General features: G+C 64.5%; 23 protein-coding genes. 12 read left to right on the top strand and 11 right to left on the bottom strand.

The features are described from left to right. The first annotated feature begins 35 nt into the window (after positions 1 to 35). Together cobU and cobO are read left to right on the top strand one after the other, a co-directional pair. A complete protein-coding gene (gene cobU, locus NKJ15_RS14295; protein ID WP_352815843.1) occupies positions 36 to 557 on the top strand; it encodes a bifunctional adenosylcobinamide kinase/adenosylcobinamide-phosphate guanylyltransferase in 522 nt (173 codons plus the stop codon). A gap of 1 nt (position 558) precedes the next feature. After that, positions 559 to 1,176, top strand: a complete 618-nt coding sequence (gene cobO, locus NKJ15_RS14290) for a cob(I)yrinic acid a,c-diamide adenosyltransferase (protein ID WP_352815825.1) — start codon at positions 559 to 561, stop codon at positions 1,174 to 1,176. Positions 1,177 to 1,541: 365 nt separating this feature from the next. Here cobO and cbiB read toward each other — a convergent pair whose 3' ends face one another. Further along, positions 1,542 to 2,513, bottom strand: coding sequence for an adenosylcobinamide-phosphate synthase CbiB (gene cbiB / locus NKJ15_RS14285; protein ID WP_352815823.1), 972 nt, complete (start codon positions 2,511 to 2,513; stop codon positions 1,542 to 1,544). Between cbiB and cobD the strand changes: the two genes are divergently transcribed. The 3 genes from cobD to NKJ15_RS14270 are packed head-to-tail and all read left to right on the top strand — an operon-like array spanning position 2,512 to position 5,343. After that, entirely contained in the window at positions 2,512 to 3,570 is a 1,059-nt protein-coding gene (gene cobD, locus NKJ15_RS14280; protein ID WP_352815821.1) for a threonine-phosphate decarboxylase CobD, read from the top strand. The two genes, cbiB and cobD, sit on opposite strands and share 2 nt — an antisense overlap. Beyond that, positions 3,567 to 4,070, top strand: coding sequence for a tyrosine phosphatase family protein (locus NKJ15_RS14275; protein ID WP_352815820.1), 504 nt, complete (start codon positions 3,567 to 3,569; stop codon positions 4,068 to 4,070). The genes cobD and NKJ15_RS14275 overlap by 4 nt, the downstream gene beginning before the upstream one ends. 58 nt (positions 4,071 to 4,128) lie before the next feature. After that, the gene (locus NKJ15_RS14270) at positions 4,129 to 5,343 is read left to right on the top strand and encodes a serine hydrolase domain-containing protein (protein WP_352815818.1); all 1,215 of its coding nucleotides are present in this window, start codon (positions 4,129 to 4,131) and stop codon (positions 5,341 to 5,343) included. A gap of 64 nt (positions 5,344 to 5,407) precedes the next feature. Here NKJ15_RS14270 and NKJ15_RS14265 read toward each other — a convergent pair whose 3' ends face one another. Both NKJ15_RS14265 and NKJ15_RS14260 read right to left on the bottom strand, forming a co-directional pair. Further along, positions 5,408 to 6,211, bottom strand: coding sequence for a creatininase family protein (locus tag NKJ15_RS14265; RefSeq protein WP_352539639.1), 804 nt, complete (start codon positions 6,209 to 6,211; stop codon positions 5,408 to 5,410). A gap of 57 nt (positions 6,212 to 6,268) precedes the next feature. Continuing rightward, positions 6,269 to 6,652 carry a RidA family protein gene (locus tag NKJ15_RS14260; RefSeq protein WP_352470263.1) on the bottom strand — a complete coding sequence of 128 codons (384 nt, stop codon included), beginning with the start codon at positions 6,650 to 6,652 and terminating at the stop codon, positions 6,269 to 6,271. A gap of 276 nt (positions 6,653 to 6,928) precedes the next feature. Here NKJ15_RS14260 and NKJ15_RS14255 point away from each other — a divergent pair, with 276 nt between their 5' ends. The 6 genes from NKJ15_RS14255 (at position 6,929) to NKJ15_RS14230 (ending at position 13,361) form a co-directional block, all read left to right on the top strand. Further along, positions 6,929 to 7,933, top strand: coding sequence for an ABC transporter substrate-binding protein (locus NKJ15_RS14255; protein WP_352815816.1), 1,005 nt, complete (start codon positions 6,929 to 6,931; stop codon positions 7,931 to 7,933). A gap of 3 nt (positions 7,934 to 7,936) precedes the next feature. Beyond that, positions 7,937 to 8,779: an ABC transporter ATP-binding protein gene (locus tag NKJ15_RS14250; RefSeq protein ID WP_352815814.1), complete on the top strand. Its 843-nt coding sequence runs from the start codon at positions 7,937 to 7,939 to the stop codon at positions 8,777 to 8,779. Continuing rightward, complete coding sequence (locus NKJ15_RS14245) at positions 8,766 to 9,617, top strand: ABC transporter permease (protein WP_352490743.1); 852 nt, start codon at positions 8,766 to 8,768, stop codon at positions 9,615 to 9,617. Before NKJ15_RS14250 ends, NKJ15_RS14245 begins: the two co-directional genes overlap by 14 nt. Positions 9,618 to 9,858: 241 nt before the next feature. Then, on the top strand, positions 9,859 to 11,157 hold the full coding sequence (locus NKJ15_RS14240; RefSeq protein WP_352815841.1) for a cytosine deaminase: 1,299 nt from the start codon (positions 9,859 to 9,861) through the stop codon (positions 11,155 to 11,157). Continuing rightward, positions 11,154 to 12,554: an FAD-binding oxidoreductase gene (locus NKJ15_RS14235; protein WP_502906904.1), complete on the top strand. Its 1,401-nt coding sequence runs from the start codon at positions 11,154 to 11,156 to the stop codon at positions 12,552 to 12,554. Before NKJ15_RS14240 ends, NKJ15_RS14235 begins: the two co-directional genes overlap by 4 nt. Before the next feature lie 225 nt (positions 12,555 to 12,779). Beyond that, the gene (locus NKJ15_RS14230; protein WP_352815812.1) at positions 12,780 to 13,361 is read left to right on the top strand and encodes an NAD(P)H-dependent oxidoreductase; all 582 of its coding nucleotides are present in this window, start codon (positions 12,780 to 12,782) and stop codon (positions 13,359 to 13,361) included. Positions 13,362 to 13,588: 227 nt separating this feature from the next. Here the strand turns inward: NKJ15_RS14230 and NKJ15_RS14225 are convergent, their stop codons facing one another. The 5 genes from NKJ15_RS14225 to NKJ15_RS14205 all read right to left on the bottom strand — a co-directional run bounded on the left by NKJ15_RS14225 (position 13,589) and on the right by NKJ15_RS14205 (position 21,261). After that, positions 13,589 to 16,063 (bottom strand): GcvT family protein, encoded by a 2,475-nt coding sequence (locus NKJ15_RS14225; protein ID WP_352815810.1) that lies wholly within the window; start codon positions 16,061 to 16,063, stop codon positions 13,589 to 13,591. Further along, positions 16,060 to 17,241: a pyridoxal phosphate-dependent aminotransferase gene (locus NKJ15_RS14220; RefSeq protein WP_352500971.1), complete on the bottom strand. Its 1,182-nt coding sequence runs from the start codon at positions 17,239 to 17,241 to the stop codon at positions 16,060 to 16,062. The genes NKJ15_RS14225 and NKJ15_RS14220 overlap by 4 nt, the downstream gene beginning before the upstream one ends. Further along, a complete protein-coding gene (locus NKJ15_RS14215; protein WP_352500970.1) occupies positions 17,241 to 18,140 on the bottom strand; it encodes a homocysteine S-methyltransferase family protein in 900 nt (299 codons plus the stop codon). Before NKJ15_RS14215 ends, NKJ15_RS14220 begins: the two co-directional genes overlap by 1 nt. Then, positions 18,137 to 20,590 carry a GcvT family protein gene (locus NKJ15_RS14210; protein WP_352815809.1) on the bottom strand — a complete coding sequence of 818 codons (2,454 nt, stop codon included), beginning with the start codon at positions 20,588 to 20,590 and terminating at the stop codon, positions 18,137 to 18,139. Before NKJ15_RS14210 ends, NKJ15_RS14215 begins: the two co-directional genes overlap by 4 nt. A gap of 77 nt (positions 20,591 to 20,667) precedes the next feature. After that, positions 20,668 to 21,261, bottom strand: a complete 594-nt coding sequence (locus NKJ15_RS14205; protein ID WP_352500968.1) for a helix-turn-helix domain-containing protein — start codon at positions 21,259 to 21,261, stop codon at positions 20,668 to 20,670. A gap of 269 nt (positions 21,262 to 21,530) precedes the next feature. Between NKJ15_RS14205 and NKJ15_RS14200 the strand changes: the two genes are divergently transcribed. Then, a complete protein-coding gene (locus tag NKJ15_RS14200; RefSeq protein ID WP_352815807.1) occupies positions 21,531 to 22,229 on the top strand; it encodes a nitroreductase in 699 nt (232 codons plus the stop codon). A gap of 19 nt (positions 22,230 to 22,248) precedes the next feature. On the opposite strand, the gene NKJ15_RS14195 is transcribed toward NKJ15_RS14200, so the two are convergent. The 3 genes from NKJ15_RS14195 to NKJ15_RS14185 are packed head-to-tail and all read right to left on the bottom strand — an operon-like array spanning position 22,249 to position 26,118. After that, positions 22,249 to 22,836: a sarcosine oxidase subunit gamma gene (locus tag NKJ15_RS14195; RefSeq protein ID WP_352815805.1), complete on the bottom strand. Its 588-nt coding sequence runs from the start codon at positions 22,834 to 22,836 to the stop codon at positions 22,249 to 22,251. Beyond that, positions 22,829 to 25,825, bottom strand: coding sequence for a sarcosine oxidase subunit alpha (locus tag NKJ15_RS14190; RefSeq protein ID WP_352815804.1), 2,997 nt, complete (start codon positions 25,823 to 25,825; stop codon positions 22,829 to 22,831). Before NKJ15_RS14190 ends, NKJ15_RS14195 begins: the two co-directional genes overlap by 8 nt. Then, positions 25,822 to 26,118: a sarcosine oxidase subunit delta gene (locus NKJ15_RS14185; RefSeq protein ID WP_023676536.1), complete on the bottom strand. Its 297-nt coding sequence runs from the start codon at positions 26,116 to 26,118 to the stop codon at positions 25,822 to 25,824. Before NKJ15_RS14185 ends, NKJ15_RS14190 begins: the two co-directional genes overlap by 4 nt. Positions 26,119 to 26,130: the final 12 nt, after the last annotated feature.

The raw sequence follows: 26,130 nt of genomic DNA, 5'->3' as shown, positions 1-26,130 counted from the left end.
CCCCCGGGGCCCGGCGACCAGCGGGCGCCACCGGTTTGCCGCCCCGCGGTGGGGGGCCCCTCACCGGGGCCCGGGGGGGGGCGCGCCCCGCCAAGCGCGCGCATGCCGAGAGCCTGGTGACGGTCGGCCCGCCGCCTTGGAGCTATATCGCCACGGCGCAAGCCTATGACGACGAGATGCGCCAGCGCATCGCGCTGCACCGCTCGCGCCGCGGCGCCGGCTGGACGACCATCGATGCGCCGCTCGACCTTGCCGGCGCGATCGGAGCGCTGCCTGACGGCCAGCCGGTGCTGATCGATTGCCTGACGCTGTGGCTGACCAACCATATGCTGGCCGACCATGATGTCGAGGCCGAATGCCGGAGGCTGGCCGATGTGCTGTCGCGGCCGCGTGGGCCGTGGTTCGTGGTGTCCAACGAGGTCGGCCAGGGCATCGTGCCGGACAATGCGCTGGCAAGACGGTTTCGCGACGCCGCCGGCCGGCTGAACCAGGACGTCGCGGCTGTTGCCGGCACCGTGCTTTTGATGGTGGCGGGGCTGCCGCTCAAGGTGAAATGACATGGCTGATACTATCGATCCCAAGGACGAGGAACGCCACCGCGCCAAGATGGCCAAGCGCAAGGCGGTGCAGGACGCAGAGGTCGCGGCCAAGACGGTCGAGAAGGGGCTGCTGATCGTCAACACCGGACCGGGCAAGGGCAAGACCACGGCCGCCTTTGGGCTGGCACTCAGGATGCTCGGCTATGGCAAGCGCGTCGGCGTCGTTCAGTTCATCAAGGGCAAATGGCACACCGGCGAGAAGGACGCGTTTGCTAGTTTTGGCGATCGTGTCGTCTGGCACGCCATGGGCGAAGGCTTTACCTGGGAGACACAGGACCTGAAGCGCGACATCGCGGCGGCCGAGGCTGCCTGGGCGAAAGCGCTGGAGCTGATGGCCGAGCCGTCGATCAGCCTCGTGGTGCTCGACGAGCTGAACATCGCGCTGCGCTACGACTACCTCGATCTCGAAAAGGTGGTCGCGGCGCTGAAGGCGCGTCGCGAAGGCCTGCATGTCGTCGTCACCGGCCGCAACGCCAAACCGGTATTGGTCGAGGCGGCCGATCTGGTCACCGAGATGGGCGTGACCAAGCACCACTTCTCCGCCGGTGTGAAGGCGCAGCAGGGGATCGAGTTCTGAGGGGGTTGCTGGCGCCTCTTCTTCCTTCTCCCCTTGTGGGAGAAGGTGGATTGGCGCGCAGCGCCAAGACGGTTGAGGGGTGCTGGCCGGGGCGCTGTTGGTGCCAAGCTGGAACACCCCTCATCCGGCCGCTTCGCGGCCACCTTCTCCCACAAGGGGAGAAGGGAAAGCCGCACGAAGCGGCTCGCCCCTGGAATGGTAAGGGTGAGGGGCGGCGCCGACCTGACGCGATTATTTGAGGCGTAGCCTTATTTTGTTCTTGCTTTGTGCCGGCAGCTATGCTACTAATTTGGCTATGGTGCTAATTGGCTCCAACGACCCGCCGCATGGTGGGTTTTTTGTTTCCGCTCGATCTCGAGCGCAGATCACGCCAAGATAACAACCACCGCGACCACGCCGAACAGCGCGATCAGCAGAAAATCGGCAGTCCGGTAGAGTTTCAGCGCCCGTCGGATGTCGGTGCTCTCGACATCATCGCGCCGGCCGCCTTCGCCCATCAACGCGTCTTCGACCATGACGCCGTCGTAGGAACGGGGGCCGGCGAGCGCCAGGCCGAGCGCGCCGGCCATCGCTGCTTCCGGCCAGCCGGCATTGGGCGAGCGGTGTTTTTTCGCATCGCGCCGCACAGCATGCCAGGCGGCTTTGGCGTCGGCGCCCTTGACCAGAAAAGCGGCGAGTACGATCAGCAGCGCCGTCAGCCGCGACGCCGGCAGATTGATCCAATCGTCGAAGCGCGCAGCCGCCCAGCCGAAGGCTTCGTGGCGCGGGGTGCGATGGCCGATCATCGAATCGGCGGTGTTGGCGGCCTTGTAGGCGACGCCGCCGGCGAGCCCGCCGATACCGAGCCAGAAGGCCGGAGCGACGACGCCGTCGGAGAAATTCTCGGCCAGGCTTTCGATCGCGGCGCGGCAGACAGCGGCCCTGTCGAGCTTTTCCGGGTCGCGGCCGACGATCCGCGAGACGGCAATGCGGCCCATATCCAGTCCGCCGCTGTCGAGTGCGTCGGCGACCGCTTCGACATGCTCGGCCAGGCTCTTCTGCGACAGCAGCGACGTCGCCAGGATTGCGGTGACCAACAAGCCGAGGGGAATGCTCCAAAGCAAGGTTTCGAGCCAGAGGGCGAGGGCGGCCGGCACCAGCACGATCACCAGCAGCGTGACGACGCCCCAGCGGCGACGGTCCGCGTCGGAATCAGTGGCGCGGTTGAGCCTGCGGTCGAGAAAGGATATCAGCTTGCCGAACCAGGTGACGGGATGCCCAACGGCATCGAAGAGCCGGGCGGGGTAGCCGAGTACAAGTTCGATGGCCAGCGACAGGAAAGTGATCAGGATCGGCATGAAGTCTCTTGATGGAGTGACGGCGGCAGTGGACCACGGCGGAAGCCTTGGCCGGGCGAGGGCGCTTTTCCCTCACGCGCCGCTGCCTTTCGTCGACCTCTCGACCGGGATCAATCCGCACTCCTACCCGCTTTTCGATTTGCCCGCCACCGCCCTGTCGCGATTGCCGGAAACAGCGCGCAGCCGCGACTTGGCTGAACGCGCGGCAAGCGCCTATGGCGCCCCGTCGGCGGCGAATGTCGCAGCGGCGCCCGGCACGCAGATCCTGTTGCCGGGCGTCGCTTCCCTGGTCAGCCCGGGCACGGCGCTGGTGCTCGGGCCGACTTATGCCGAGCATCGGCGGGCAGCGGCGATCGCCGGCCATGCGGCGGCTGAAGTCCATGATTTCGAAGCCCTGGCGGCGGCCGACCTTGCCGTCGTCGTCAATCCCAACAACCCGGACGGGCGCGTCGTCGAGCGCGAACGATTGCTTCGACTTGCCGGGATATTGCGCGCCAGAGGTGGGCTGCTGGTGGTCGACGAGGCCTTCATGGATGTCGGCCCGCGCAGCGAAAGCCTGGCCGGCGACGTCGACCAGGGCGGCATCGTCGTGCTGCGTTCGTTCGGCAAGTTCTTCGGCCTGGCCGGCCTGCGGCTTGGCTTTGCACTGGCCGATGCGCTGACGGTCGAGCGGCTGGAGGCGCAATTCGGGCCATGGGCGGTTGCCGGGCCGGCGCTCGAATATGGCATAAGGGCGCTTGCCGATACCGGCTGGCAGGCCGGGATGCGGCGCCGTCTGGCCGAGGACGCTGCGCGGCTCGATACGCTGTTCGGCCGCTTCGGCGTGCCTGTCGCCGGTGGCACCGCGTTGTTCCGCTATATCAGGCTGGCGGGCGCCGCCGGCCTGTTTTCGGTGCTCGGCCAGCGCGGCATCCTGCTTCGGCATTTCGCCGATCGTCCGGATGTGCTGCGCGCCGGCCTGCCGGGAGCCGATGAAGAATGGCGGCGGCTCGAATCCGCACTTGCCGGCTGGGCCTCGCGGCGCGACGATGATGCCAAGGGAGAAACTACCCAATGATCCACGTCTGCTCGCTGTCCAAAGTCGAGGAAACGGTAACGAAGACCGGGGCCGGGCGGCTTCTTTCGCTGCTCGCTGCCGGAACGGAGGTGATGCGACCGGCCTCGATCACCAGGGAAAACCATCTGCATCTGGTCATGCATGACATTGCGGTGGCGCAGGAGGGCATGACCATGCCGGGCGAGGAGCATGTCTTGAACCTGCTCGATTTCGCCTGCCAATGGGATCGGTCGCGGCCGCTGGTGGTGCATTGCTATGCCGGCATCAGCCGTTCGACCGCCTCGGCCTACATCATCGCGGCAGCGCTGGCGCCGAAGCGCGACGAGGCCGAGTTGGCCGAGACGCTGCGCGCGCTGTCGCCCACGGCGACACCCAATCCGCGGCTGATCGCAATTGCCGACGCACTGCTCGATCGCAGGGGCCGGATGATCGAAGCGATCCAGGCGATCGGGCGCGGCGCGGATGCTTTCGAAGGCACGCCGTTCGAATTGAAAATCTGAGCTTAAAAACAAATTCCAGGAAAATGCGCAGGAGTTCTAGGACACGGCCAAGGGGCGAATGATGATCGGGAGAATTTTGGCCATCGTTGTTGGCGTGGTCTGCGCGACAGGCAGCGCCATGGCCGCGTCCATGCCGGCTCTCAAGTCGATCGACCTGGCAGCGCTCCAAGCCACTGTCGAGGGTTTGGCCAAGGAACTTATGCTGCCCGGTGCCATGGTTTTGCTCAAGACTCCGCAGGGCAACCTCGTCTTCGGCTACGGTACGACTGAACTGGGTGCCACGAACCCGCCGCGCGCCGATACCCACTTCCGTGCGGCCTCGAACACCAAGACGATGACCGCCGCTGTCATCGTGCAACTGGTGCAGGAGGGGAAACTGAGCTTCGCCGATCTGATCTCGAAATACGTCCAGCGCGTTCCCAACGGCGACGAGATAACCATTCGGCAGCTCATAACAATGCGGAGCGGCCTCCCTAACTTCACCAATGCGCCGGAACTTGCCGAAAGCCTGGACAAGTATCCTTACAGGGTATGGACCGCCGATGAAGTACTCGGCATGGCGTTCAAACGGCCGCCGGACTTCGCGCCGGGTGCCGAATTCGAGTACAACAACACCAACTACTATCTGCTCGGCCTTGTTGCCGAGAAGATCGACGGCAAGCCGCTCTCGACCATCTTCCGGGACCGCCTGTTCGGGCCGCTCGGCATGAAGAACACCGCGTTGCCGCCGAGCACGTCGAACGCCATCCCCGAGCCATACTCAAACGGCTATCTCTACGGCAGTACTTCGTACGCCCTGGCTGATGCGCCCTATCCGGACGACCTCCAGGCTGCGGCCAGGGCGGGAACGCTCAAGCCCAACGACGACACATGGCAGAACCCGTCCGCCTACTTTGCGGCTGGCGGAGTCATCTCCACCGCGGATGACCTCGCGACCTGGATGCGCGCGCTGGTCGGGGGCAAGCTCTTCAATGCCAACTTCCAGCGGCAGTGGCTTGCAAGCCCTGAGGCGCCGGAGCCGGGCGAACCCGCCATGCAAAAATACGGCTATGGCATCCTAACGCTGACTTTCGGGCCTAACGAAATCTACTATCACGAAGGCGAGATGCCCGGTTACCAGTCCTTCATGGGCTACGATCCGGCCAATGATGTCACCCTGGTCATATGGACCAACCTGACTCTCGCGCTCGACGGCCAGGCGACCGCCAACACCTTGATGGTGAAGATACTCGACGAAATCTACACGGTGTCGCCGCTTCAAGACGTGAAGTGAGGATCCTCGCGCCCGAATGGAATCGCCCCTCGTGAGCGAGGCCTGAGGTGGTGGGATCAAACACCTACGCCAACCAATCCGCCAGCTTTGCCTTGCCCACGTCCCTCAGCAGGCCGATGAAGCCGTCGGCCTGATGTTCGGCGGTCAGCCGGCCTTTTTCGGCGGTGGCAATGCTGGCGTCGCCGACCACGCCATTCGGGTTGAGGTCGCTGGCGATCCAGGCGAAGGCGTGCGTTCCGGTGTGGCGCAGCAGCGAAAATTCCTTTTCGGCGCGGGCGACCTTGGACACGAAATTGTCGGCCTTGGCCATGTCGACGAGGTCGGGCCGGAAATGCAGCATCAGCGAGGTCTCGACGTCGCCGCCATGAATGCCGTGGCGGTCCTCGAGCTCGGTGTACATGCCGGCCGGCCGGCCAAAACGCTGCCAGCTGGTCTTTACCGCCAGCATCTTTGCCCGCACGCGCAATTCGCGGGTGATGATGCCCATGATCTCCTCATTGCCGCCATGCGAGTTCACGACAATCAGTTTTCGGACGCCGGCGCGCGCGACCGACAGGCCAAGTTCGGTCCACGCCTCGACCAAGGTCGTCGCCGGCAGGGTGAGGGTGCCCGGCGCATGCAAATGCTCGTTCGACTTGCCTACCGCCTGGACCGGCAGGATGCGGATGTCGAGATCGCCGGGCAGGCGCGCGATCACCGTTTCCAGCATGCCGTTCATGATCGAGGTGTCGGTCGAGACCGGCAGATGCGGGCCGTGCTGCTCAATCGCCGCCAGCGGCAGAACGGCAATGGTCGCCTCAGGATCGACGGTCGCGTATTCGGTGGTCCGGTAGTCACCCCACCATACGCGTTTTTTTGCAGCGGTCATGTCATGCCCTCTTGAACCGACAAGCCCAGACCTAACGCGGGAACGATCGGCTGTCGATCATCCCGCCGCAATGACCTCGATCTCGACCTTGAATTCCGGCCGGGCAAAACCGGACACGATCATCAGCGTCGAGGCCGGCGCCGGGCTGGCAAACAGCCGGTCGCGAACCTCCATATAGGGCCGCAGGAAGGCGCGGTCGGTGACGTAGGTGTTGATGCGGACGATGTCGGACAGGCCGAGCCCGGCCTCGCCGAGAATCGCCGCTATGTTCTGGAAACAAAGCTCGGCCTGTGCGCCGGCCTCCTCGGGGATCTGGTCGTCCGGGGTGATTGCGACTTGGCCCGAACACAGCACCAGCCGCTTGCCGGGCGGCAGTTCGACACCATGGCTGTAGCGGGCGAAGGGCGGCTTGATCGACTTCGGCGTGAGAAATTTGAACATGGCAATCTCCGTTCCCGGCAGCCTAAAGCGGGATCGATGCGGGCATCAAGATGGCGGTGCATGTCACGAGGGCGATTGTGGACAGGCGATCAAAAAATAGGCACGATGCCTTTCGTACAGCATGACCCGTCCGGCCTTCGCGCCGCCATTGCTCAGGCGGGCATTGCACAAGCGGGCGGTCCCGGCGCAACGCGCCGGTGGCATGTGTCTTGCTTCTTGAAACAATGGTGTCGAGCCCGACGCGTGACGCGCCGGAGCGAACAAAGGGTGGTGTGGATGTACGGAAAACTCAAGATTTCGGCGGGCGTGATCGTGCTGCTTGGCGCAGGCACGCTTGCCGCGGCAGCGAACGAAAAAGTCACCTTCGGCACCAACTGGCTGGCCGAGCCGGAGCATGGTGGTTACTACCAGGCCGTGGTGGACGGCACCTATGCCGCCTGCGGCATCGACGTGACGATCATGCAGGGCGGCCCACAGGTCAGCGGCCGGCCGCTGCTGCTGGCCGGCAAGATCGATTTTTACATGGGCGGCAACCTGCTGTCGGCCTTCGATGCCGTGCAGCAAGGCATACCGATGCGCGTCGTGGCGGCCGACTTCCAGAAGGACCCGCAGGTCATCATGTCCCATCCCGGGCAGGGGCTGGATAAATGGGAAGACCTGAAGAACGCCGACCAGTACATCCTCGGCGACGAAGGTGCGCAGACCTTCTTCCAGTGGATGGTCACCGACCTCGGCTTCGATGCCGCCAAGCGCGTGCCCTACACCTTCAACCCGGCGCCGTTCATCGCCAACAAGAAGTCGATCCAGCAGGGTTACGTCACCTCGGAGCCATTCGCCGTCCAGAAGCAGGGCGGTTTCACGCCGAACCAGTTTCTGCTGGCCGACTATGGCTGGGACACATATGCAACGACGGTCGAGACCATGCAGGAGACGATCGACAAGCGTCCCGAGGTGGTCCAGTGCTTCGTCGATGGCTCGGCCAAAGGCTGGTACAATTATCTCTACGGCGACAACAAGGCCGCCAACGAGATGATCAAAAAGGAAAATCCGGACATGACGGATGAGCAGATCGCCTTCTCGATCGAGCAGCTGAAGAAGTTCGGCGTGGTCGATTCCGGCGACAGCGAAAAGCTCGGCATCGGCGCCATGACCGATGCGCGCATCCAGAGTTTTTACGACAAGATGGTCAAGGCCAAGGTCACGCCGGCGGGCATCGACATCAAGAAGGCCTACACGCTGGCCTTCGTCAACAAGAGCGTCGGGCTCGACCTGAAGAAGTAGGCCGTGAAGCTGGAGAAAGTGGCGCAACAGCCAGGAAGTATACCAGGGCCGACGCTGTTGGCGCTGCGCGGTGTCGGCAAGGTGTTTTCCAACGGCGTCACCGCGCTCAGCAATGTCGAGCTGACGATCCGGGAAGGCGATTTCCTCAGCCTGCTCGGACCGTCCGGCTGCGGCAAGTCGACGGCGCTGCGGCTGATTGCCGGCCTGTCGACGCCGACCTCGGGCGTGCTCGACTGGCGCGGCAGCGGTGCCCTCGAGCGTTCGAATATCGGCGACCGTTCAAATATCGGCTTCGTCTTCCAGGAACCGACGCTGCTGCCCTGGGCCGACGTCTTCGACAATGTCTGGCTGCCGCTGCGGCTGAAGGGCGTGTCGCGTGCCAAGGCGGCGCCAGCGGTGATGGAGATGCTGGCGCGGGTTCACCTGACCGGCTTCGAGAAGGCCGTGCCGCGCGAACTGTCGGGCGGCATGAAGATGCGCGTCTCTATCGCCCGCGCCATGGTGACCAAGCCGCGCATTCTGTTGATGGACGAGCCGTTCGCCGCACTCGACGAGATCACCCGCTTCAAGCTCAACAATGACCTTCTCGAGCTATGGCAGGATGAGCGTTTTACCGTCGTTTTCGTCACCCACAGCGTCTTCGAAAGCGTATTCCTCTCCAACCGCATCGTCGTCATGGCGGCGCGGCCGGGCCGGGTGTTTGCCGAGCTTGCCGTCGATGCATCCTATCCGCGCGACGAGGCGTTTCGCACCTCGCCCGACTATGCCGCGCTCTGCCGCCAGGCATCCGACGTGCTGATCGGCGCCATCAACTCAACTGCCGGACCGCATCATGACGGCCATTGAAGAACCAGTCCTGGCGCTCGACCCGGAGGAGGCGCGCCGCGTCCGCCAGGAGCGCTTCGAGCGCATCGGCAGATGGCTGCTGCCGCTGGCGATCATGATCCTGGCCATCTGGCTGTGGGACCGCATCTGCGTCTGGAACGACATCCCGAAATACATCCTGCCGCGTCCCGGTGTGGTGCTGCAAACGCTGCACGACGATGCCGGGCTGCTGTTCTCCTCGCTGCTGGTGACACTCAGGATCACCTTCTTGAGCCTGCTTCTCGCCGTGGTCGGCGGTGTCGGGCTGGCAGTGCTGTTCGCTCAGTCGAAATGGGTCGAGATGTCGTTCTTTCCCTTCGCCATCGTGCTGCAGGTGACGCCGATCGTCGCGATCTTTCCGCTGATCAATATCTATGTCGACAACCAGACGACGAAGCTTTTGCTTTGCGCCTGGATCGTCGCCTTCTTCCCGATCCTCTCCAACACCACGCTCGGCCTCAATTCTGTCGACCGCAATCTGCGCGACATGTTCAAGCTCAACGGTGCGACCCGCTGGCAGCAATTGCGCTATCTGCGGCTGCCGGCGGCGATGCCTTATTTCCTCGGCGGGCTGAAGATCGCCGGCGGCCTGTCGCTGATCGGCGCGGTGGTGGCAGAGTTCGTCGCCGGCGCCACCGGCCAGTCGTCCGGCCTCGCCTCGCGCATCATCGAGGCCGGCTACCGGCTCAACGCGCCAAGGCTGTTCGCGGCGCTGATCCTGATCTCGCTCACCGGCATCCTGATCTTCCTGGTGCTGTCACTGATTTCGCATCTCATTTTGCGGCGCTGGCACGAGAGCGCGCTGAGGCAGGAGCGGTGATGGTGCCGTGTTTTGTAGGCAAAAGCTGCCTGTCGCCCATCCCGGCGTCAGCGCTGCCCCTCATCGCCCTGCCGGGCACTTCTCCCCGTATAGTGACGGGGAGAAGGACGCCTTCCTCGACGATCTCGCCCATCACCAGCGTTGCTGAAAGTGCGCCGCGGTCGCGGTCAGCCCCTTCTCCCCGTCTCTATACGGGGAGAAGGTGGCGGCAGCCGTATGAGGGGCAGCGATGACCTCTGCGATGATCCCCAAATCCGGCCAATTCGTCCTCTCCAAGGTCCGGCTTCACGCCTCCCTGACGCTCGGCCTTGCCGCTCCTTCCGACGCCGACGGTTTTGCACTCGCCGATATCGCAATCGCCGATGGCAAGATCTCCGGGATTACGGCGCATCGATCCAACGCACCGGCGGACGCCACCGACCTCGGCGGCCGCATCGTGCTGCCGTGCTTCGTCGATTGCCACACCCATATCGACAAGGGCCATATCTGGCCTCGAAAGCCCAACCCGGACGGCACTTTCATGGGCGCGCTGAATGCGACCGGCGCCGACCGGGCGGCGCGCTGGAGCGCCGACGACGTTGCCCGCCGCATGGATTTTTCGCTGCGCTGCGCCTACGCGCACGGCACCAGGGCGCTGCGCACGCATCTCGACAGCGTCGCGCCGCAGGAAGAGATCTCCTGGCCGGTGTTCGAGACGATGCGGGAGAAATGGCGCAGCCGCATCGAGCTGCAGGCGGCCTGCCTGCTCGGCATCGAAGGCGTGCGCGACAGGAAATGGTTCGAGAGGCTGGCCAAGCGGGTGGCTGCCGCCAAGGGTGTCCTCGGGGTCGTCACCTACATGGTGCCGGATCTCGAAGAATTGCTCGACCAGGTGTTCGCGCAGGCGATCAAGCACGGCCTCGACCTCGATTTCCACGCCGACGAGACCGACGATATCGCGGCGATCTCGCTGAAGAAAATCGCCGAAGCCGCCCTTTGGAACGGTTTTGACGGGAACATCCTAGTCGGCCATTGCTGCTCGCTGGCGCACCAGCCCGATCTCGACGTGCTCGACACCCTGGACAAGGTCGCCAAGGCCGGCTTGGCGGTGGTGTCGCTGCCGATGTGCAATCTCTATCTGCAGGACCGGCGAGGCGACAGGACAACGCCGCGCTGGCGCGGGGTGACGCTGCTGCACGAGATGAAGGCGCGCGGCATTGCCGTCGCCGTCGCCTCCGACAATACGCGCGACCCGTTCTACGCCTATGGCGATCTCGACATGCTGGAGGTCTACCGCATGGCGACGCGCATCCTGCATCTCGACCATCCGGTCGCCGACTGGCCGCAGGCGGTGACCGCGACGCCGGCCAAGGTGATGCGGCTCGATGGTTTCGGCACGCTTGCCGCCGGAGCGCCGGCCGATTTCGTCGTCTTCAAGGGGCGGAGCTGGACGGAATTGCTGTCACGGCCCGAATCGGATCGCATCGTCGTGCGCGACGGGCATGCGATCGAGCGCCAGCTGCCCGATTATGCCGAACTCGATGATCTGATGGTGGAATGATGGATATTGCGGCGCTCAAGCGCGACCTGGACGGTTTGAAGATCGACGACCATCCGGCGATCGTCCAGCAGAAGAGCCGCGACTTCTACTGGTACAGCCCGGTGCTGAAGCAGCAGCTCGATCACGTCACCGGCGACCTGATCGTGACGCCGAAAACCGAAGACGAGGTCGTCCGCATTCTCGCCGCCTGTCACCGGCATGGCGTCCCGGTGACGCCGCGCGGCAGCGGCACTGGGAACTACGGCCAAGCGATGCCCTTGTCCGGCGGCGTCGTGCTCAATCTCGCCGAGATGAACGCGGTCAAGACGATCGCCCCCGGTCGTGTCGTCACCGGCCCCGGCGCCGTGCTCGCCGACATCGACAGAGCGACGCGGGCGCATTCCGGCCAGGAGCTCCGCATGTCGCCGTCGACCTACAACACGGCATCGATCGGCGGCTTCGTTGCCGGCGGCTCCGGCGGCATTGGTTCGATCCGCTGGGGCGGACTGCGCGACCTCGGCAACGTCATCCGGCTGAGGACCGTGACGATGGAGGCACGGCCGCGGGTCATGGAGCTCACCGGCGAGGACGTGCTGAAGGTGATGCACGCCTACGGCACCAACGGCATCATCACCGAAGTCGAGATGCCGCTGACCGTCAGCTATGACTGGATCGACGTCATCGTCGGCTTCGACGATTTCATGGATGCGGCCGGCTTCGGCAACGACCTCGCCATCCAGGACGGCATACTGGCGAAACTGATCACGCCGATCGCAGCACCGATCCCCTACGATTACTTCAAGCGCCACCAGCGGTTTTTCCGGCGCGGCCAAAGCATCGTCGTCCTGATGATCGCGCCGCATGCGATGGATGCCTTCCTCGCCTTCACGGCGCGCAGCAAGGGCGAGATCGTCTTCCGCGCCGACAAGGAGGCCGATCTCAAGGGATTGCCGCCGGCCTATGAGCTGACCTGGAACCACACGACGCTGCGTGCCATCCGGGTCGATCCGACGATCACCTACCTGCAGACCCGCTACCCGTCGCCGGACCACCTCGGCCACGTCAAGGCGATGGTCGACCGCTTCGGCGACGAGGTGCCGGCGCATCTCGAATTCATCCGCTTCGACGGCGCAATCGGCATTGCAGGGCTGCCGCTGGTGCGCTTCACCACGGCGGAGCGGCTCGACGAGATCATCCGCATCCACGAGGACAATGGCTGCTGGATCTTCAACCCGCACCGCTACACGCTGGAAGAAGGCGGCATGAAGCGCACCGACGAGGTGCAGCTCGCCTTCAAACGCGAGACCGACCCGCAAGGCCTGCTCAATCCCGGCAAGATGATCGCCTGGGAGAACCCGGACTATGACTATCGCTCGGGCAAGTCGTTCCTGTTCAAGGGACTGGAGAAGGCGGTTTGAGACGATGACGGGCGTGTGGCGCTGTACCCCCCTCTGGCCTGCCCTCTTTGCCACCACTTGGCATCTCCCCCTCAAGGGGGGAGATTGGCAGTTCCATCGTCTCGACCATCTTCCAACGTCGTCAACTGGCGAAAGCGATACTGACAGCCGATCTCCCCACTTGAGGGGGAGATGCCCGGCAGGGCAGAGGGGGGTGCTTGGTGCCGACTTGCGAGATGTTCTCCTGTGAACGTCCTCGTCCTCTATGCTCATCCTGTGGAGACCAGCTTCAACGCCGATCTGCACCGGACGATCATCGAGCGGCTGAAGGCCGCCGGCCATGTCGTCGACGACTGCGATCTCTATGCCGAGGGTTTCGATCCCAGGCTGACGCGGGCCGAACGGCTGTCCTATCACGACGAACGCAGCGACGGCGATCCGGCGTCAGCCTATATCGAGCGCCTTCTGCGGGCCGAGGCGCTGGTGCTGTCGTTTCCGGTGTGGAACTTCGGCTATCCGGCCATTCTGAAAGGCTTTTTCGATCGCGTCTTCCTGCCCGGCGTGTCGTTCAAGCTGGTCGACGGCAAGGTGACGCCGTCACTGCACAACATCCGCAAGGTGGTCGCGGTCACGACCTATGGCGGCAGCCGGTTCCGAGCCATGCTGATGGGTGACCCGCCGCGCAAGCTGGTCAAGCGGGTGCTGCGCGCCACCATCAAACCCGGCGGGTCGGTCTCCTATCTCGCGCATTACTCGATGAACCTGTCGACGGACGAGACGCGGACGAGGTTCATCGCGAAGGTCGCGGCCAGGATGGACGCGTTCTGACGCGGGAGGGGACTTTTCCTTCTCCCCTTGTGGGAGAAGGTGGATCGGCGCGTAGCGCCGAGCCGGATGAGGGGTGCTGGAAGAAACGCGGCGTGGGAAGACTGGGACGGGAGCGCTAAACGCTAATTCCGTTGAGGTAGCGATCCTTCCAACACCCTCATCCGACACCCCTCATCCGACCGAGCTTCGCTCGGCCACCTTCTCCCACAAGGGCAGAAGGACAAGGGTTACATCCGCACCCGTTCCGATTTTGGATCGTACATCGGCTTGAGCGAGGCCTCGGCGGCAAAGCGCTCGCCGGCGATCTCGATCTCGTAGGACGACGACAGGACATCCGCCTTGCTCTCGCCCTGGCACGGCACGTAACCAAGCCCGATCGCGCCGCCGAGATGATGGCCGTAATTGCCCGAGGTGATCGGACCGACGATCTTGCCGTCGCGCAGGATCGCCTCATTGTGGAAGAGCAGCGGCTCGGTGTCGTTCAGGCGGAACTGCACCAGCCGGCGTGACAGGCCGGTTTCTTTCTTCTTCAGCACCGCATCGCGGCCGAGGAAGTCTCCCTTGGTGGTCTTCACCGCGAAACCCAGCCCGGCCTCCAGCACATTGTGCTCGTCGGTGATGTCGTGGCCGAAATGCCTGAACGCCTTTTCGATGCGGCAGGAATCCAGTGTGTGCAGGCCGCATAGCTTCAGGCCGACGTCGGCGCCGGCTTCTTCTATCGCCTCGAAGACGTGGGCGGCCTGGTCGGTCGAGACATAAAGCTCCCAGCCGAGCTCGCCGACATAGGTGACGCGGTGGGCGCGGGCCAGGCCCATGCCGATTTCGATCTCCTGAAACGTGCCGAACGGATTGTTCCCGTTGGAGAAATCGTTGGGGCTGACCTTTTGGATCAGCTTCCTCGAATCCGGGCCCATCAGGCAAAGCACGGCTTCGGCAGCGGTCACATCGGTGATGACGACGAACTCGTCGGCAAGGTGTTTTCGCAGCCAGGCCAGGTCGCGCTGCAGCGTGGCGCCGGGCACGACGAGCAAGAAGGCTGTTTCGGATAGCCGCGAGACGGTGAGGTCGCTCTCTATGCCGCCGCGCTGGTTGAGCATCTGGGTGTAGACGATCTTGCCCGGCGCCACGTCCATGTCGTTGGCGCAGAGCCTTTGCAGGAAAGCGCAGGCGTCGCGGCCCTCGACGCGGATCTTGCCGAACGAGGTCATGTCGAACAGGCCGACGCCGTTTCGGACCGCCAGATGCTCCTCGCGCTGGTTGTCGAACCAGTTCTGCCGTTTCCAGGAATAGCGGTATTCGCGCTCCTGGCCCTCCCGCGCAAACCAGTTGGCGCGCTCCCAGCCGGCGACCTCGCCGAACACCGCGCCGCGCGCCTTCAGATGTTCGTGCAGCGGCGAACGGCGGACGTTTCGCGAGGTTGCCATCTGCCGGTACGGAAAATGATCGGCATAGAGCAGGCCGAGCGTTTCGGAGACGCGCTCCTTGAGATAGCGGCGGTTCTTCTGGAACGGCTGGGCGCGGCGGATGTCGACCTCCCAGAGGTCGAAGGGCGCCTCGCCGTCATTGATCCATTGCGCCAGCGCCATGCCGGCGCCACCGGAGGAGACGATGCCGATCGAATTGTAGCCGGTCGCCATCCAGTAGCCGGAAAGCTCCGGCGCCTCGCCGAGATAATAGCGATCGTCGGGGGTAAAACTCTCGGGGCCGTTGAAGAAGGTGTGGATGCCGGCGGTGGCCAGCATCGGCATGCGGTTGACGCCCATTTCCAGGATCGGCTCGAAATGGTCCATGTCCTGCGGCAACTGGTCGAAGCAGAAATCCTCGCTTATGCCGTTCATGCCCCAGGGCTTGGCCACCGGCTCGAACGCGCCGAGCATCATCTTGCCGGCATCTTCCTTGTAGTAGGCGCACTCGTCCGGCACGCGCAGCACCGGCAAGCGGGAAAGCCCGGGGATCGGTTCCGTGACGAGATAGAAATGTTCGCAGGCGTGCAACGGGATGGTGACGCCGTTCCGGGCGCCAAGTTCGCGTGCCCACATGCCGGCGCAGTTGACGACGATATCGGCCTCGATCAGGCCTTGCTCGTCGCCCTGCGCCCAGGAAACGCCGGTGACGCGGCCGGCCCTGGTATGCACCTTGGTCACCTTGACGTTCTCGACGATCGTCGCCCCGCGCTGGCGCGCGCCCTTGGCCAACGCCATGGCGATATTGGCCGGGTCGCACTGACCGTCGAGCGGCAGATGCACGGCGCCGACCACATCGGAAACATTGAGATGCGGGTACATCTGCTTGACTTCGTTGGGCGAAATCTCGCGAACATCGACATCGAAGGCGCGGGCGAGAGATGCCTGCCGATAGATCTCGTGCTTGCGCTCCTCGGTCAGCGCCACCGTGATCGAGCCGACCTGGCGCATGCCGGTGCCGACATCGGTCTCGGCCTCCAGCTTGACGTAGAGGTCGGCCGAGTACTTCGCCAGCCGCGTCATGTTCTGCGAGCCGCGCAACTGGCCGATCAGGCCGGCGGCGTGCCATGTCGTGCCCGACGTCAGCTGCTTGCGCTCGAGCAGCACGATATCGGTCCAGCCGAGCTTGGCCAGATGATAGGCGACCGAGCAGCCGGAGACGCCGCCACCGATGATGACCGCCCTCGCTTTGGGAGGAATGGCCTTGGTCGGAATGGTTTTGGTGGGCGGGGCGTTCATGCGGCCTCGCGACCATAGCTGGAGGCGAAGCGGCGCAGGCGCGTGGCAGCCTCCATCAGCACCGGCTCAGGCTGGCAGAGGCTGAAGCGGATGTGGCCGGCGGCGGCCTCGCCGAAGCTTGAGCCGGGCATGACGCCGACATTTTCCTGGTCGAGGAAGGCCCAGGCGAATTTTTCGTCGTCCGGCTCGATCGCCGATATGTCGAGCATGACGTACATGCCGCCTTCGGAGCCGCGCACGGTGATGTTGTTCATACCGCGCATGGCATCGAGGACGACGGTGCGCCTCGCGGCGTAGCGCTCGGCGATCTCCTTGACGCCGTAGCCATTTTCGAGCGCCTCGGCGCAGGCGAGGCTGATGAAGGCCGGCAGGCCGTAGGTCATCACCAGATTGAGGTCGGTCAGCAGCGAGACCATCGGTTCCGGCCCGGTCAGCCAGCCCATGCGCCAGCCGGTCATGCCGTGGCTCTTGGACATCGAATTGATGACCAGCGTGCGTTCCGCCATGCCGGGCAGCGAGCGTGGTGAGACGTGCTCGCCGCCGCCCAGCGTCCAGTAGACCTCGTCCGACAGCAGCCAGAGGTCATGTTCGCGGCAGATCTGCGCCAGCTCTTCCAGGCGCTCGCGCGAATAGACGGCGCCCGTGGGATTGTTCGGCGTGTTGATCAGGATGGCGCGGGTGTTCGGCCGAAGGGCGGCGCGAATGTCGGCGGCGCGCGGCTGAAAGCCATCCTCGGCGGGGGTCTCGACGACGCTGAACTCGGCGCCCGCCGCACTGAAGGTGTTGGGATAGGTGGCGTAATAGGGCGCGACGACGATGGCATGGTCGCCCTGGTCGAGAACCGCTTGAATGGCCGCGTAAAGCGCGGCCTGCCCGCCCGGGGTGGCGATGACCTGGTCGGGATTTGTCGCAACCCCGGTGCACCGCGTCGAGGCCGCCGCCATCGCCTTGCGCAGGCGCGGAACGCCGGCAAGCGGGGTGTAGTGGTGATTGCTGGCGCGAACCGCCGTCACGCAGGCTTCGATCGTCTCGCTCGGCGTGTCGAAATCATGGTCGCCGACCGACAGCATGATGATGTCCTCGCCGGCCTGCTTGCGCGCCCAGGCAGCGGAATGAACCTCCCAGCCATCCTTGCCCGAAGGCACGATGCCGGAAATGCGCGATGATGGCCTGGGCATTATGCTGCTCCCGAAATTTCATAACCGGCCTGTTCGAGCCGGTCGCGCAGCGCGGCGATGTGGGCCGGTCCGACTTCGCAGCAGCCGCCGACGATGCCGGCGCCGGCCTCGACCCAATCGACCGCCTGGCCGGCATAGGCATCCGGATCGAGGTCGTGGCGGGCGTGCAGCACTTCCACCGTACCGCCATGCTTGAGCGCCTCAATCGAGGTGAAGCCGTTGGCATAAGCGCCAACCGGACCGCCGAGAGCGATCAGTTCGGGCAGCGCTGCAGCGATCGCTTCGGGCCGGCAGCAATTGATCAGCCGGGCCGCGACGGGCAGGCCGGCAAGAGCGCCCGACGCCGCCGCAATGGCTTCGCCGCTGCGCAGGCGCGGCGTGCCGTGGTCGGCAAGCGTCCACGACACCCATACGGGCTTGCCGCTTTCCGACGCCGCGGTGACGGCGGCGCGCGCCTCTTCGGCCGACGCCATGGTTTCGCACAGAAACAGATCGACGCCGTCCGCCTGCTCGGCAACGATACGGCGATAGATGTCGAGCGTATCCTGGAAGGATATCGTCAGCGCCGGCGCATAGCTGCCGAACAGCGGCGACAGGCAGCCGGCAATCGCCGCGTCGCCGGCCTGGTCGCGGGCTTGCCTTGCCAGTTCGATGCCGCGCTTCTGCAGCGGCTTGAACAGCTCTTCCGCGCCTTCGCGTGCCAGCCGCTCCGGCGTGGCCGAATAGGTGTTGATGGTGATGACGCGGGCGCCGGCGCGGATGAATTCCGCATGCAGGTCGCGCACCAGATCCGGTTCGTCGATCAGCACCCTGGCCGACCACAGCGGCGTCGGCTCGGAACTGCTGCGGCGGACCAGCTCCTGGCCCATGCCACCATCGGTAAGGATAACAGTCTTCATGCTCTGAGCCTCTCGTTCTTTGGATCCCATAACGGCTCATCCCTCTGCACGACCGCCCGAAAACGTTCGCCGAAGATCTCGACCTCGACAGCGGTTCCCGGCTCGGTGAGGTCGGCGCGCAGCATGCCGAGCGCGATCGATCTGTCGATGCGATGACCCCAGCCGCCGGATGTCGTCTCGCCGACGATCCGGCCGTCATGCCACAGCGTCGACATGGTGGGCGCATCGCAGTCGCCGGGGTTTTCGACGACCAGCGTGACGAAGCGTTTCTTTACGCCCTGCTGCTTCTCGTTCTGCAGCGCCGCCTTGCCGCGGAAGTCGGGCTTATCCCATCTGACGAAGCGGTCCAGCCCGCCCTGCAGGATCGAATAGTCGGTCGACAGGTCGCCCTTCCAGGTGCGGTAACCTTTTTCGAGCCGCAGCGAATCCAGTGCGTACATGCCGAACGGTTTTAGTCTATGCCTCTTCCCGGCCTCCCAGACGGCGTCGAAGATGGCTGCGGTATCGTCGACCTTGCTGTGGATTTCCCAGCCGAGCTCGCCCGCGAAGGACACGCGCACCAGCTTTGCCCAACGTCCGGCGATACTGGTTTCCTGATGCGTCAGCCAAGGCAGGGTGAGGTCGGCCGCGCAGAGTTCGGCGAGGATTTTTCGCGAGTTGGGGCCGGCGAGGATCTGGGTGGAGTATTCCTCCGTCCGGTCGACCAGCTTGAAAGTGGCGTCCTTCGGGATGCGCGATTTCAGCCATTCGAAATCATGCCACTGAGCCACCGCGGCGGTGATCAGCGTCATCAGGTTCTCGTCGTGGCGGACCACCGACATTTCGGTGACGATGCGGCCCTTGTCGTCGGCAAAATAGACGAGGCCGATGCGGCCGGGTTTCGGCACCAGGCCTGTCACCTGGAGGCTCAGCCATTCGGCGGCACCCGGACCGTCGAGATTGAAACGGGAAAACCCCGGCAGGTCCAGAATGCCGGCGGCATCGCGGACGGCGAGGCATTCCTCGCGCACACGATGCTGCCACGGCCCGTCGCGTCGGAAAGTCAGCGTGGATTCTTCGGAGATGTCGTCGCCTGGCTTCGCATACCAGGTGGCGCGTTCCCAGCCATTATAAGCGTCGAACCGGGCGCCGAGTGCCTTGATGCGGTCGTGGAGCGGCGACAGCTTGCGGTCGCGCCCGGCCGGCCAGGCATGGCGCGGGAACTGGATGGCATATTCGTTGCCGTAGATCTCCATGCCCTTGGCGACGCAATAATCCGGGGCCGAGGCAAAGGCGGTGAAACGGCGCGGATCGCAGGACCACATATCCCATTCGGTCTGGCCCTCGGTCACCCATTCGGCCAGCACCTTGCCGGCGCCGCCGCCCTGGGCGATGCCGAAGGTAAAGACGCAGGCCTCGAAGGCGTTGGGCACGCCGGGCATCGGGCCGATCAGCGGGTTGCCGTCCGGCGCATAGGGGATCGGCCCGTTGATGACCTTGGACAGGCCGGCGGTGCCGAGGATCGGCACGCGGGCGACAGCATCGGCCAGGTAATGTTCCAGCCGGTCGAGATCGTCGGGAAACAGCTGGAAGGAAAAGTCGTCGGGCATCGGGTCGTTGTGGCCGACCCAGTGGGCTCGGCAATTGCGCTCATAGGGGCCGAGATTCATGCCGTTCTTTTCCTGGCGCAGATAATAGGACGTATCGACGTCGCGCAGCAGCGGCAGCTTCTTGCCCTGTTCCTTCGACCACGCCGCCAGTTCGGGGATTTCCTCGAACAGGATGTATTGATGGCTCATCACCATCATCGGCACCTCGCGGCCGAACATCCTGCCGACCTCGGCGGCGCGGTAGCCGGCGGCGTTGACGACGATCTCGCAGCGGATCTCGCCTTGCGTTGTCTCGATCACCCACTCGTCGTTGTCGCGGCGCACGCCGGTGACCGGACAGAAGCGGATGATCTTCGCGCCCATGTCACGCGCGCCCTTGGCCAGTGCCTGGGTCAATTGCGCTGGATCGATATCGCCATCATTCGGATCGTAGAGCGCGCCTTTCAGCTCATGCGTCTCGATGAAGGGGTAACGGCGCTTGATCTCGTCGAGCCCGACCACGTCGATATCCATGCCCTGGTAGCGGCCCATGCCCTTGGCGCGCTGGAATTCCTGCATGCGCTCCGCGCTATGGGCCAGCCTGAGCGAGCCGGTGACGTGGTAGTTCATGGGATAGCCGACCTCGTCGGCCAGCCGGCGATAGAGTTCGGTCGAATATCGCTGCATGTTCATCAGCGACCATGACGAGGAGAAAGTCGGCACGTTGCCGGCGGCATGCCAGGTCGAGCCGGAAGTCAGCTCGTTCTTCTCCAGAAGCACGCAGTCGGTCCAGCCCGCGTTGGCGAGATGATAGAGCGAGGAGGCGCCGACGGCACCACCTCCGATGATCACCACGTGTGCCGTGGTCGGCAAACCGGCCATGTTCTTCTCCGACTATTTGTTTTGATGCATGTCGTTGTCCCAAAACCGCCACGCACTTTTGGGCGACATGCATTCGTTCAATAGACGGGCGGCGAAACCACCCAGATCACCACAGCCGGTTCCGCTCCAGGATTGCGCCAGCGGAACGGCTTGCCGTCGAAGCGGAAGGAATCGCCTTCGCCAAGCCGGTGCCAGACGCCGGCAATTTCGATGTCGAAACTGCCGGAAGCGACGTAGCCGGCTTCCTCGGTCGGCCGGCGCGACTCGGTCTGCAGCTCGGCACCCGGGGCGAAGACCGAACGCAGCATCTCGAAGCTACCGCCGAGATCGGGCGACAGAAGCTCCTCCACCAGGCCGGAATCGCTTGTGCCAAGCGTGCGCCGGTTGCCGGCACGCACGACCACGCCGCGCTCGGTCTCGACAGGTACGTCATGGCTGAAGAACAGGCTGACCGGCACGCCGAACAATTCGGCGAAGGCCCTGAGATCGCCGAGCGACGGGACCGACAGACCGCGCTCGACCTGGCTGACCCAGCCGACGGAACGGCCGAGCTTCAGTGCGATTTCAGCAAGCGTCAGGCCGCGCGCCTTGCGCAACGCGCGGATGTCGCCGGCCAGCAGCCGTTCGCCGCTGTCCTGTTCCGATCTGGCGGCGGTTGAGGGCAAAGCCATCCCTGTCTCGGTGAAAAATTCCCAGCAAATTTCATTTGATGGCGGGTTCATGAAAAAATCAAGAGGATTTTCATGCACTCACAAGATTTACTTGCGCCATTTTGACGGTTCGGGCAAAGGCTCGGCGCACGAGCGGCGAGTGGGGCGTCCGGTCGAGGCGGGTAGGCTATCGGGCGTTCAAAAAGACGCGCAAGGATGCTCCATCACTTCTAGTCGGCGCATGATCCTTCCGGAAAATCGGATTCGGGATCATACGCAAAGGGACGGCCATGCTGGAAAACAACTCCCGGATTGCGGCGGCGATCGTCGATGACGCGATCACCTCGCGCCGATCGGTACGCGCCTTCTTGCCCGATATGATCGACGACGAGACCATCCGCGATATTCTCGCCGTTGCCGCGCGCGCGCCCTCAGGCACCAACATGCAGCCCTGGAAAGTCTATGTGACCAAGGGCGAGGTCAAACAGCGCATCACCGATGCCATCCTCAGTTCGGGCATCCGCGCCGAAAAGGCCGAGTGGGACGAGTACCGCTACTATCCCGACCAGTTCTTCGAACCCTATCTGACGCGACGGCGGGCCAACGGCTTCGGCCTCTACGGCGTGCTCGGCATCGGCCGGCGCGAGGTCGACAGGATGCGTGCGCAGCACGACCGCAACTTCGTCTTCTTCGACGCGCCTGTCGGCATGATCTTCACCGTCGACCGGCGGCTGAACAAGGGGTCGTGGATCGACTACGGCATGTTCCTGCAAAACATCATGGTCGCCGCGCGCGGCAGGGGCCTGCACACCTGTCCGCAAGCTGCCTTCGCGCCCTATCACCGGCAGATCAGGCCGGTGCTCAACATTCCCGACGAGGAGATCGTCGTCTGCGGCATGGCGCTCGGCCATGAGGATACGTCCAAGCCCGAAAATGCCTTCCGCACCGACCGCGCGCCGCTGGAAGAGTGGGTGACGTTCGCGGAGTGACGTGAGGCGCCGTCCGGCTCTACTGCACTTCGTAGCCGACTTCCTCGCTCGCATGGCAGAGCGCTTTCCAGAACGAGCGGGCGAACGAGCGGAACACATAGATGTCGAACTGATCGGCGCCCGTGCGCTGGATCTGCGCGAAGATGTCGTGATGCATGGTCGAGCGGCCGGCACCGATCGGGAAGGCCGGCAGCGCGAAGTCGATGGCGAAGAATTTCGCCAGCACCCACTCGGCCTTCGGCCCGGCGATACGGATCGCGGTGCGGCCGTGCGAAAGGTCGGTCACCGTACCGATGGCCGAAGTAACGACATCGGCAAAGGCCGGCGCCAATCCCTCGGCTTCATCGACAACCGTAAATTTTCCCGGCGCAAAGCCGAACACCGACCTGGCGCCGTTCGTCACACCGCCACCGGCGCCGTCGGGCAAAACCAGGCCGGTGACCGCATGGATGCCGGCCATCAACGTCTTCTCCTCTCCGGGCCAGGCGGCGAGCTGCAGGATCGAACCCGGCCTCGTTTCAGAGAGGATGATTTCGACACCGTGCTCGAAATTGCCATGCGAGCCCGGATGCAGCACCGGCTCAAGCGGTGATTGGCGTTCAACCATGCATGCGACTCCCGTCCGGATCGAAGAAATGGTTGGAGACGATCTCTACTGGCCCGAACCGGTTGCGCAACGGGTCGGAAACGTAGGCACGCGAGCCGCGCCGCGCCTTGCCGCCCTTGACCAGGGCAAGCGCGATATATTTGCCGAGCGCCGGCGAATAGCAGCAGGCGGTGATGTGGCCAAGCGAGCCGTGCGGATTGGCTTCGTCAAGCTCATCCACGATATGTGCGCCCCCATTGAGCGGCTGGTTGTCGAGCGAAACAATACCGACGAGTTCCAGGCGGTCGGGTGCGATCAGCCCCTCGCGATCCATCATCGCCGAGCCGATGAACGACTTCTTCTTCGACAGCATCCAGTCGAGATGCAGGTCGCGTGCCGTGGTACGGCCGTCGATCTCGGCACCGGTGACGTGGCCTTTCTCGATGCGCATGGTGCCCAGCGCCTCCAGCCCGTAGGTCACCAGCCCGAACGGCTTGCCGGCTTCGATCAGCGCCTCCCAGACATGGGTGCCGTAGCCGGCGCCGGAATAGACCTCGAAGGCCATTTCGCCGGAGAAGGACAGCCGGCAGATCATCACCGGCACGCCGGCGATTTCGCCGTGGATGATGCCCATGAAGGGCAGGGCGGCATTGTCGACGGCGGTGCCGCTGACGCAAGCAGCCAGTATCTGCCTTGCCTTCGGCCCACCGATGGCGGCACCGGCCCATTGGTCGGTGACCGAGGCGACGTGGACTTTCAGCTCCGGCCAGATCACGTCGAGGAAATATTCCAGATGCTGCATCACCTTGCCGGCATTGGCGGTGGTGGTGGTCATCAGGAAATCCTGCTCGCCGAGCCGCCATGTGGTGCCGTCGTCAAAGGCGAGACCGTCCTCGCGCAGCATCAGCCCATAACGCGCCTTGCCGACGGCCAGCGTCGAAAACACGTTGGTGTAGACGCGGTCGAGGAATTCCGCCGCGTCGGGGCCTTGCACCGCGATCTTGCCCAGTGTCGAGACATCGACGATGCCGGCGCTCTCGCGCGTGGCTCTCGCTTCGCGCACATAGGCCTGCTCGATCGTCTCGCCGGGATGGCCGTAGATCATCGGCCGATACCACAGGCCGGCCGAATACATGGTGGCGCCGTTGGCGACGTGCCAGTCATGCATCGGCGTCAGCCGCTCGGGCTTCAGATCGCCGAAGCGTTCGGCGGCTAGCGAGCCGATCGATACCGCCGAAAAGGGCGGGCGAAAGCGCGTCGTGCCGACCTCTGGGATCGGCTTGCCGAGCGCCTCGGCGATGATGGCGAGGCCGGGTATGTTGGAGCTCTTGCCCTGGTCGGTTGCCATGCCGAGCGTGGTGTAGCGCTTCAGATGCTCGACCGAGACGAAGCCTTCGCGATGCGCCAGCCGCACGTCATCCGCCGTCACGTCATGCTGGAAATCGACGAAACTCTTTCCCTGGGCCTTGATCTCGAACACCGGCGCCGGATCGGGATCGCCAGGTGCGGCTTCTACGGCAGGCAAGGCCGCCGGCGTGGCGGTTGCGCCCGCTGCGGAAAGGCCGGCGGCGCGGCCTTCGGCGATCGCCTCGGCGGTGGAGAAACTGCCGGCGAAGGCGCCGGCGCCGATCCATTGCCGCGTCGTCGGCTTGGGCGGCAGGAACGCTTGCAATGCTTCGTTCCATTCCGCTCTCGCGCCGGCCTGGCTGGCCAGATGGATGGTCGGCGACCAGCCGCCCGACATCAGCAGGCAATCGGCGTGGATGCTGCGCGCATCGCCGGAAAGCGCGCCGTTGACCACGTCGAAGCGCTGCACCTTGAAGCCGGAAAGCGCCTTGCCGCCCTCGGTGGCGATCACCGCGTGGCCAGAAAGGATCTCGGCCTCCGCTTCGCCGGCCAGCTTGCGCATTTCGCTCGAAAGTTCTGGGCGCACGTCGACGATGGCGACGACGACGGCGCCGGCCTTCTTCAGCGCAAGCGCGGAGCGATAGGCGCTGTCATTGTTGGTGAACAGCGCGACCCTGTCGCCCGGCAGCACGCCATATTCGTTGGCAAAACGCTCGGCAGCATGCGCCAGCATCACGCCTGGCCGATCGTTGCCCGGAAAGACCAGCGGACGCTCCAGGGAGCCGGTGGCCAGCACCACCGACTTGGCGCGGATCGTCCAATAGCGATGGCGCGGCTCGCCCTTGCCGGCCTTTTCCTTGTGGTCGGTGACACGTTCGAGCGCGGCAAGCGTGTTGCCGTCATAATAACCCCAGACAGTAGTGCGCGGCAAAAGGCGGATATTGTCACGGCCTTCAAGCTGACCGGCGGCGCGCGCTGCCCAGTCGGCGGCCGGCATGCCATCGATCGTCTCGCGCGACCAATTGGCCGAGCCGCCGAAATGCGGCTCGAGCTCGGCCAGGATGACGCGTGCACCCTGATCGGCAGCCGCCCTGGCGGCCATCAGCCCCGCCGGGCCGGAGCCGACCACCAGCACATCGCAAAACGCGTTCATGCGTTCGTAGCGCGCCGTATCGGGAGCCGTGCCTGCCTTGCCCAGGCCGGCGGCACGGCGGATGAAATGCTCACAGAACATCCAGAAGCGAGTGCCCTTCAGCGGACCGATCACCGGTCCCATGAAGGTCTTGTAGTAGAAGCCAGCCGACAAAAGCTTGCCGCCGAGCTGGTTCACGGCACTGACGTCCCAGGCAAGCGAAGGGAAGCGGTTCTGGCTGATTGCGGCCAGCCCGTCATAAATCTCGACCATTGTGGCGGGGATGTTCGGCTCGCGAACCTCGCCCCTCAACACTGTGACCAGCGCGTTCGGTTCCTCGACGCCGGCGGTCAGCACGCCGCGCGGGCGGTGATATTTGAACGAACGCCCAAACAGGGTGACGCCGTTGGCCAGCAGCGCCGAAGCCAGCGTGTCGCCGGCATGGCCGGTATAAGGCGCGCCGTCGAAGGTGAAACGGATGGTCCGCAGCCGGTCGATGCGCCCCCCGGCCTCTGTACGGCGCGGGCTCATGGCTTGTCCTCGGCCCGGTGCCGCGCAACCGAGTTGTGGTCGCCGCGCGCGAACGCGGTGCTGGAGATCTCGTGCGTCAGCGTATTGCGCACGACCCTGAGATGGGCGCGGCAGCCGCCGGAATGCTGCCAGATCTCATTGTGGTCGCCGGCTGGATTAAGCCGGTCGTAGACATAGGCGTTCCAGGCGTCGAGGTTCTGCGAGGCGGGCTGTGGGCGCTGGCGGTTGCCGTCGCCCTGATAGGTGAATTCGATCACGTCGCGGGGGCCGCAATAGGGGCAGGTGATGAGCATGGATCTCTTAAA

Origin of the sequence: Mesorhizobium sp. M0207, assembly GCF_040321995.1 — a bacterium.
Classification (GTDB): domain Bacteria; phylum Pseudomonadota; class Alphaproteobacteria; order Rhizobiales; family Rhizobiaceae; genus Mesorhizobium.
This window is presented reverse-complemented; position numbering and strand designations above follow the sequence as displayed.

What these genes read in the sequence shown, in the direction of transcription:
- NKJ15_RS14260 (WP_352470263.1), bottom strand. Translation starts at nt 6,652, where the DNA reads ATGTTCAAATTTCTCACGCCGAAGTCGATCAAGCCGCCCTTCGCCCGC.
- NKJ15_RS14255 (WP_352815816.1), top strand. Translation starts at nt 6,929, where the DNA reads ATGTACGGAAAACTCAAGATTTCGGCGGGCGTGATCGTGCTGCTTGGC.
- NKJ15_RS14190 (WP_352815804.1), bottom strand. Translation starts at nt 25,825, where the DNA reads ATGAGCCCGCGCCGTACAGAGGCCGGGGGGCGCATCGACCGGCTGCGG.
- NKJ15_RS14205 (WP_352500968.1), bottom strand. Translation starts at nt 21,261, where the DNA reads ATGGCTTTGCCCTCAACCGCCGCCAGATCGGAACAGGACAGCGGCGAA.
- NKJ15_RS14215 (WP_352500970.1), bottom strand. Translation starts at nt 18,140, where the DNA reads ATGAAGACTGTTATCCTTACCGATGGTGGCATGGGCCAGGAGCTGGTC.
- NKJ15_RS14225 (WP_352815810.1), bottom strand. Translation starts at nt 16,063, where the DNA reads ATGAACGCCCCGCCCACCAAAACCATTCCGACCAAGGCCATTCCTCCC.
- NKJ15_RS14200 (WP_352815807.1), top strand. Translation starts at nt 21,531, where the DNA reads ATGCTGGAAAACAACTCCCGGATTGCGGCGGCGATCGTCGATGACGCG.
- NKJ15_RS14220 (WP_352500971.1), bottom strand. Translation starts at nt 17,241, where the DNA reads ATGCCCAGGCCATCATCGCGCATTTCCGGCATCGTGCCTTCGGGCAAG.
- NKJ15_RS14275 (WP_352815820.1), top strand. Translation starts at nt 3,567, where the DNA reads ATGATCCACGTCTGCTCGCTGTCCAAAGTCGAGGAAACGGTAACGAAG.
- NKJ15_RS14210 (WP_352815809.1), bottom strand. Translation starts at nt 20,590, where the DNA reads ATGGCCGGTTTGCCGACCACGGCACACGTGGTGATCATCGGAGGTGGT.
- NKJ15_RS14185 (WP_023676536.1), bottom strand. Translation starts at nt 26,118, where the DNA reads ATGCTCATCACCTGCCCCTATTGCGGCCCCCGCGACGTGATCGAATTC.
- NKJ15_RS14270 (WP_352815818.1), top strand. Translation starts at nt 4,129, where the DNA reads ATGATGATCGGGAGAATTTTGGCCATCGTTGTTGGCGTGGTCTGCGCG.
- NKJ15_RS14245 (WP_352490743.1), top strand. Translation starts at nt 8,766, where the DNA reads ATGACGGCCATTGAAGAACCAGTCCTGGCGCTCGACCCGGAGGAGGCG.
- cobD (WP_352815821.1), top strand. Translation starts at nt 2,512, where the DNA reads ATGAAGTCTCTTGATGGAGTGACGGCGGCAGTGGACCACGGCGGAAGC.
- NKJ15_RS14240 (WP_352815841.1), top strand. Translation starts at nt 9,859, where the DNA reads ATGATCCCCAAATCCGGCCAATTCGTCCTCTCCAAGGTCCGGCTTCAC.
- NKJ15_RS14195 (WP_352815805.1), bottom strand. Translation starts at nt 22,836, where the DNA reads ATGGTTGAACGCCAATCACCGCTTGAGCCGGTGCTGCATCCGGGCTCG.
- NKJ15_RS14235 (WP_502906904.1), top strand. Translation starts at nt 11,154, where the DNA reads ATGATGGATATTGCGGCGCTCAAGCGCGACCTGGACGGTTTGAAGATC.
- cobO (WP_352815825.1), top strand. Translation starts at nt 559, where the DNA reads ATGGCTGATACTATCGATCCCAAGGACGAGGAACGCCACCGCGCCAAG.
- NKJ15_RS14265 (WP_352539639.1), bottom strand. Translation starts at nt 6,211, where the DNA reads ATGACCGCTGCAAAAAAACGCGTATGGTGGGGTGACTACCGGACCACC.
- cbiB (WP_352815823.1), bottom strand. Translation starts at nt 2,513, where the DNA reads ATGCCGATCCTGATCACTTTCCTGTCGCTGGCCATCGAACTTGTACTC.